Here is a 5,949-nt window from a genome sequence, read left to right as displayed (position 1 = left end):
GGCGAGGTTGTGCGGGTGGGGGGTAAACTCTCCCTAGTGATCCCGCCACTGGGGCTAAACAGCGACGGCGCCGGGCCGGCTCTCGGGCCGACCCACGTCTCGACCCGGTCGGGCGCAGCGAGATCCATCTGGGCGGGCAGGTGCTCCGCGAGGGCGGCAAGTAACGCGTCCCGGCGCAGGTCTCCGGTCTGCCCGGGTTCATCCTGTAACAGGTCGACCCTGGTGGTCGCCGGCTCCCACCGGCATTCCTCCAGGAGGTGCTGATCGACTCAATGTCGCCGATGTTGTGGGGTCGGCGTCGTTTCGATACCGCCACATCGGCGAAATAGCGAAGAAGCGGAAGGCCCTGGATGTCGTGCAGGTCGGCGGCGAACCGGAGCCGCTCCCGCGCCACCGCCAGGTCGGAGGCGAGCCGGCGGGCGTGTTCCAGCCGCAGCACCACCTGCTGCACCCAGACCGCGCTCAGCGGCAGCAGGGTGAACACCGCGACGGTGCTGAGCACGATGGCGTCGGCGGCCGCATCGGGCGGCGGCCCGACGCGCACCGTGGTCAGCACGCCGATCAGGCCGCCGAGACCGATCACGGCCCAGGTGCCGAGGATCACCGTCACCCGGAACCGTTCCCGGACCAGACAACTGAGCACCCCGCCCGCCATCGCCAGGGTGAACGCCCACCCCCAGCCGGCGAACGGCGGCACGACGGCCAGCACCCACACCGCGCCGGCCAGCGCCAGCAGCACCAGGACGAGCGGATGGCCGGGCGGCACCTCATCGGGGCCCCGCAGCAGCAGGGGAATCGCGGCGAGCCCGGCCAGGACGGCGACGGTCGTCGCGACCACCAGGACGACCGTGCGGGAGCCGCCTGCCACGCCGACGCCGAGCAGCACCTGCACGACGCCACCGATCAGCATGCCCAGCCCCAGCGAGAGCACCGTGAACAGGCGCATCGCCCGCAGGTCGGCGGCCACTCGCGGCGCACCCTGCCAGGTGTCCGTCACCGGCTCAGCGTAGCGACCGGGCCGCCAGGAAAGCCCTGGTCCGCTGGGCGATCTCCGGCGACAGGGTGTGGTGCAGGTAGTGGTCGCCCTCCAGGATGACCACCTCACCGGTGTCGACGCTCGCCGCCTGCTGCTCGTGCAGGGCGACCCAGTCCGCCACGTCGGTGTCGTTCGACCGGACGAACAACAGGACGGGCAGGCCCTTCGGGAAGGTCTTCCCGCTGACTGCGGCGAAGTTCGCCGGGGCGTGCTCCATCTCGTCGACCATGGTCGGGGCGGCCGTGTTCTTCGCGGTGAGCAACCGCAACTGTTCCCGGGTCCGCTCGTCGTAGGGCAGGCCCGCGTACGGGTCGTCGGTGATCGCCGCCAGCGCGCGGGTGATGCCGAGCCTGCTCAGGCCGACGATCACGCCGGTGGGGATCGGGTCGTCCCAACCGGGCTGGTCGGGGACGCTGCTGTCGATGCCGACGAAGGCGACGAGTTCGTCGGGGTAGCTGGCGGCGTAGGTCAGCGCGTAGATCCCGGCGATCGAGTGGCCCATCAGCACGTACCGGCCGATGCCGAGGTGCCGCAGCGCCTCGTGCACCTCTGCGGTGATGTTCGCGGCGGTGCGCTCGGTGTCGGCGGGGTCGCTCAGGCCGGTGCCGAACGGTTCGACCGCGACGACCCGGTAGGTGCGCTGGAGTTCCGTGATCAGCGGCTGGAAGTCGAGTGCGGGGGCGGCGGTGCCGAGGCCGGGCAGCAGCACGATCGTCTCGGTGCCGGCCCCCGCGACCACCACGTTCATCCGCTTGCCGGCCACGGGCACGGGTTGCCCGTACCGGGTGATCGAGGAGGCTTCCGACCGGGTCGCCACGACGTTCACCACGGCGGTCGTGGCGAGCAGGAGCACCGGCACGGCGACCAGGACACCGAGGGTGGTGAGCACGACCCGCACGGGCTTTGGCATGGGTTCTTCTTTCGGATCGGCGGCGCATCCGGATCACTCCCGTGATGCCTGACCAGCCAATCAAGCGCGCGAGGCGCTGCGGAAGTGTCCCGCTGTCACGACCGATCGTGACAAAAAGTCATGGTATGCCCGGTGGGCCCCCGGGTCCTCGTGCGAAACGAGATCCCCACGGCGGGTGGGTGCCGACCCAGGACCCACACGGCGCAGCGACCGCCACCGGAGGAGGGTGGCCGCTGCGCCGTGTGGGCGGACCGGAGTCGGGGAATCCCCCGTCAGGTGGTGCCGCGTTGGAACGGTTGGGCCAGCGCCCGGGGTTCGCGGTGGGCGGTGGCGAACACCAGCATCGCGAGCAGGGCCAGCAGGTAGGGCGCGGCGATCAGCAGCTGCGAGTTCATGGTGACCCCGAGCGCCGGCAGCGCCAGCCGCATCGCGTCGGCCAGGCCGAAGACGACACAGCCGATCAGGGTCCGGCCGAGCCGCCAGGCCCCGAAGATGACCGCCGCGATGACCAGGTAGCCCCGGCCGGCGGTCATGTTCTGGTTGAACGAACCGACCTCGCCGACGGCCAGGTACGCCCCGCCGAGCCCGGCGAGCAGCCCGCACCAGAGCAGCGCCTGCCGCCGTCGCTTGTTGACCTCGATCCCGCTGACGTCGGCGGCCTGCGGGTTCTCCCCCACCGCGCGCAGCTCCAGCCCCCACCGGCTGCGCTCGACCAGCCACCAGGTCAGCGGGACCACCGCCAGCAGCAGGTAGACCGGCCAGCGTTGCACGAACAGCATCGGGCCGATGATCGGGATGTCCCGCAGCACCGGGACGTCCACCTGCCAGACCTGGTGGCCGGTGAAGGTGCTCACCGTGATCAGGTAGCTGGTCAGGCCGAGCACCAGCGCGTTGAGCACCAGACCGACGACGAACGTGTTGATCTGCACCCGGTGCGACAGGATGCCGTGCACGAATGCCACCGCGACCCCGACCAGCGCGCCGGCCACCAGGCCGATGGTGGCGCTGCCGGTGGCGCTGGCGACCGCGATCGAGCCGAACGCCGCGCCGAGCATCATCGCCTCGACGGAGATGTTGAGGGTGCCGGCGCGCTGGGCGACGTACTCCCCGCAGGCGGCGAAGGCCAGGGGCACGGTGAGCCGGGCCCCGCTGGAGAGGATGGTGGCGATGTTGTCGGCGGCGCTCATGCCAACCTGCCTTCCATGGCGTCCTTGGTGCCGGTGGGCCCGGCGTCGCCGGGGTCCGCCGGTTCCGGCGCGGTGCTGCGGGGGCCGGGCACCGACGCGGTCGGGGTGGCCGGGGCCGACGGGTCGGTCGGCTCGGGCGAGGCCACCGTGGCGGTCGGAGTGGTCGGGCTGGTCGGGGTCGCCGGCTGGTCGGCCAGGCGGCGTCGACGCAGCATGCCGATCACCACCGGCGGTGCGACGAACGCCAGCACCAGCAGCGCCTTGACCACGTCGACCAGGAACGACGGCACTCCGGTGGCGGCCAGGAAGCTGCCGCCGGCCCGCAGCACGCCGAACAGCACCGCCACCGGGATGGCCAGCAGCGGGTTGTTCCGGGCGACCAGGGCGACCAGCAGGCCGTCCCAGCCGATGTTGAGCGACATCCCCGGCTGCAACCGGTTGGTGCCGACCGGGCTGGTCAGCAGCAGCGCGCCGGCCAGACCGGCCAGCGCACCGGAGATCGCCAGAGCGATGCCGCCGAGGGCGCCGACCCGCACGCCCGCGTGCCGGGCCGCCGCCGGGTTGAGACCGACCATCTTCAACCGGAAACCCCACCGGGTACGCGCCATCACCAGCGCCAGCACGACCGCCACCACGACGGCCAGCACCAGGCCCCCGTTGAGCTGGAGGTTCGGGTAGTCACCGAGGGAGGCGAGCCGGGCGTTCTCGGGCACCGGGTTGGACTGCGGGGACAGCGTGCCCCGGCCGAGCCGGGACTCCTGGAGCAGCCACGGGGTGTTCACCGCGAACGAGATGAGCTGCTGGGCGAGGAACGTCATCAGCATCGTGCTGACCACGACGTTGACGCCCCGGAACCGGTACATCAGCGCGCTGAGCCCGGCCCAGACGCCGGCACCGACCACCGAGGCGAGCAGCACCAGGACCAGCAGCAGCGGTCCGGGTACGGCCAGCCGCAGGCCGACCCACGCGCCGGCGAGCGCGCCGATCAGCACCTGCCCCTCCTGGCCGATGTTGAAGAAGCCGGAGCGGGCGCTGACACACGCCCCGACGGCGACCAGCAGCAGCGGCGCGACGTACAGCAGGGAGGTGGACCAGGCCGCCGGGGTGGCCATGCTGCCCTGGTAGAGGGCCTTGGTGGAGGCGGCCGGTGAGCCGCCGGTGACCGCGATCAGCAGGGCCGACAGGCCGAGCGCGACACCCACCGTGGCGACGGTGGCGAGGCCGACCTGCCAGCCGCCGGGGCCGGGGTTGAGCCGGCGCAGCAGCCGCTGGCCGGTGCCGTCGATACCGAGGGTGGCCATCAGTGACTCACCCCGCCGACCAGCATGCCGAGCCGCTCGGCGGTGGCCTCGGCGGTGGGGAGCACCCCGACGATCCGGCCGGAGGAGATCACCGCGATCCGGTTGGCCAGGGCCATCACCTCCTCCAGCTCCGTGGAGATCAGCAACACCGCCACCCCTTCCGCGGCGGCCTGCCGCAGCCGCACGTACATGTCTTCGATCGCGCCGACGTCCAGCCCGTGGGTGGGTTGGGCGGCGACCAGCGCCTTCGGCCCGGCGGACAGCTCCCGGGCGAGCACCACCCGCTGCTGGTTGCCGCCGGAGAGGCTGCGCAGCGGGGTGTCCGGCGAGGGCGCGACGATGTTGAACTCGGTCATCTGCCGCTGGGCGATCCGGTGCATCCTGCGCCGGCTGAGCACCCCGCGTGAGGTGACCCCGGCGAGGGACTTCATCACCAGGTTCTCGGCGACGCTCATGTCGAGCACCACGCCGGAGTGGTGCCGGGCCTCGGGCACGATGCCGAGTCCGGCGGTGTGCAGCGCGCCGGGCCGGACCAGGTCGACCGGCCGGCCGTCGAGTTCGACGGTGCCGGAGTCGGGGACGAGCAGCCCGGACAGCAGCTCACCGACGGTGGCCTGGCCGTTGCCCTCGACCCCGTACAGGCCGACGATCTCGCCGGGGGCGACGTCGAGGGTGAGCTTGTCCAGCACCGGCAGGCCGCCGACGAGCAGGGTCACCTCGCGCAGCCGCAGCGCCGCCGGCTGCTCCGACGTCGTCGCGTTCCCGGCCGCCGGGGCGACGCCCTCGACCGGTTCGGGACGCTCGACGGGTAGCAGGCCCAGCGCCGCGCTCTCGGACTGCAACGACACCTCCCGGCCGACCATCTGCCGGGCGAGTTGCTGGGCGGTGGTGTCCTTCGTCGCGCCGTGGAACGCGACCGCGCCGCGCCGCAGCACGGTCACCCGGTCGGTGGCCGCCATGATCTCGGCGAGCTTGTGGCTGATCAGGATGACCGCCCGCCGTTCCGCCTGCACCACGCGGCGCAGGACGGTGAACAGCTCCGCCGACTCGGCCTGGGTGAGCACCGAGGTCGGCTCGTCCAGGATCAGGATGGACGGGTCACGGCGCAGGCACTTGATCAGTTCGACCCGTTGCCGTTCCCCGGCGGAGAGCCGGTCGATGCGGGCGTGCGGGTCGATGGGCAGCCCGTACCGTCGGGACACCTCCTCGACCTGGGCGCAGGCCGCCGCCCGGTCGATCCGCCCGGTGTCGCCGAGGATGACGTTCTCCCAGACGGTGAGCGGTTCGATCAGGCTGAAGTGCTGGTGCACCATGCCCAGCCCGAGGTCGGCGGCGACCTGCGGACTGTCGATCTCGACCGGTTCGGTGCCGCGCGTGATGGTGCCGGCGTCGCGGTGCACCAACCCGAGCAGGATCTTCATCAGGGTCGACTTTCCGGCCCCGTTCTCGCCGAGCAGGCCGTGGGTATCGCCGGGGGGTAAGGCGAGATCCACGCCGGCGCACGCGCCGACCCGC

5 protein-coding genes are annotated in these 5,949 nt (G+C 72.3%); all 5 read right to left on the bottom strand.

Features of this window, described 5'->3' with window-relative positions; translation table 11 throughout:
* Positions 1-997 (bottom strand): hypothetical protein (locus ACOJTC_RS11865; protein WP_420116887.1); only part of this gene is annotated, 997 nt, incomplete at its 3' end.
* A gap of 4 nt (positions 998-1,001) precedes the next feature.
* The gene (locus ACOJTC_RS11860; protein ID WP_420116886.1) at positions 1,002-1,946 is read right to left on the bottom strand and encodes an alpha/beta fold hydrolase; all 945 of its coding nucleotides are present in this window, start codon (positions 1,944-1,946) and stop codon (positions 1,002-1,004) included.
* A gap of 272 nt (positions 1,947-2,218) precedes the next feature.
* Positions 2,219-3,133: an ABC transporter permease gene (locus ACOJTC_RS11855; protein ID WP_357761296.1), complete on the bottom strand. Its 915-nt coding sequence runs from the start codon at positions 3,131-3,133 to the stop codon at positions 2,219-2,221.
* Positions 3,130-4,434 (bottom strand): ABC transporter permease, encoded by a 1,305-nt coding sequence (locus tag ACOJTC_RS11850; RefSeq protein WP_420116885.1) that lies wholly within the window; start codon positions 4,432-4,434, stop codon positions 3,130-3,132. The genes ACOJTC_RS11855 and ACOJTC_RS11850 overlap by 4 nt, the downstream gene beginning before the upstream one ends.
* On the bottom strand, positions 4,434-5,949 hold a 1,516-nt coding region (locus tag ACOJTC_RS11845), incomplete at its 5' end, for an ABC transporter ATP-binding protein (protein ID WP_420116884.1). The genes ACOJTC_RS11850 and ACOJTC_RS11845, both read right to left, overlap by 1 nt.

This window comes from Micromonospora sp. (genome assembly GCF_048594385.1).
Classification (GTDB): domain Bacteria; phylum Actinomycetota; class Actinomycetes; order Mycobacteriales; family Micromonosporaceae; genus Micromonospora; species Micromonospora wenchangensis.
Note: the sequence above shows the minus strand (reverse complement) of the source record. Positions and strands in the feature narration are given on the sequence as shown.

Bases quoted from the DNA above. Each gene is read 5' to 3' on its own strand.
- ACOJTC_RS11860 (WP_420116886.1), bottom strand. From the start codon at position 1,946: ATGCCAAAGCCCGTGCGGGTCGTGCTCACCACCCTCGGTGTCCTGGTC.
- ACOJTC_RS11855 (WP_357761296.1), bottom strand. From the start codon at position 3,133: ATGAGCGCCGCCGACAACATCGCCACCATCCTCTCCAGCGGGGCCCGG.
- ACOJTC_RS11850 (WP_420116885.1), bottom strand. From the start codon at position 4,434: ATGGCCACCCTCGGTATCGACGGCACCGGCCAGCGGCTGCTGCGCCGG.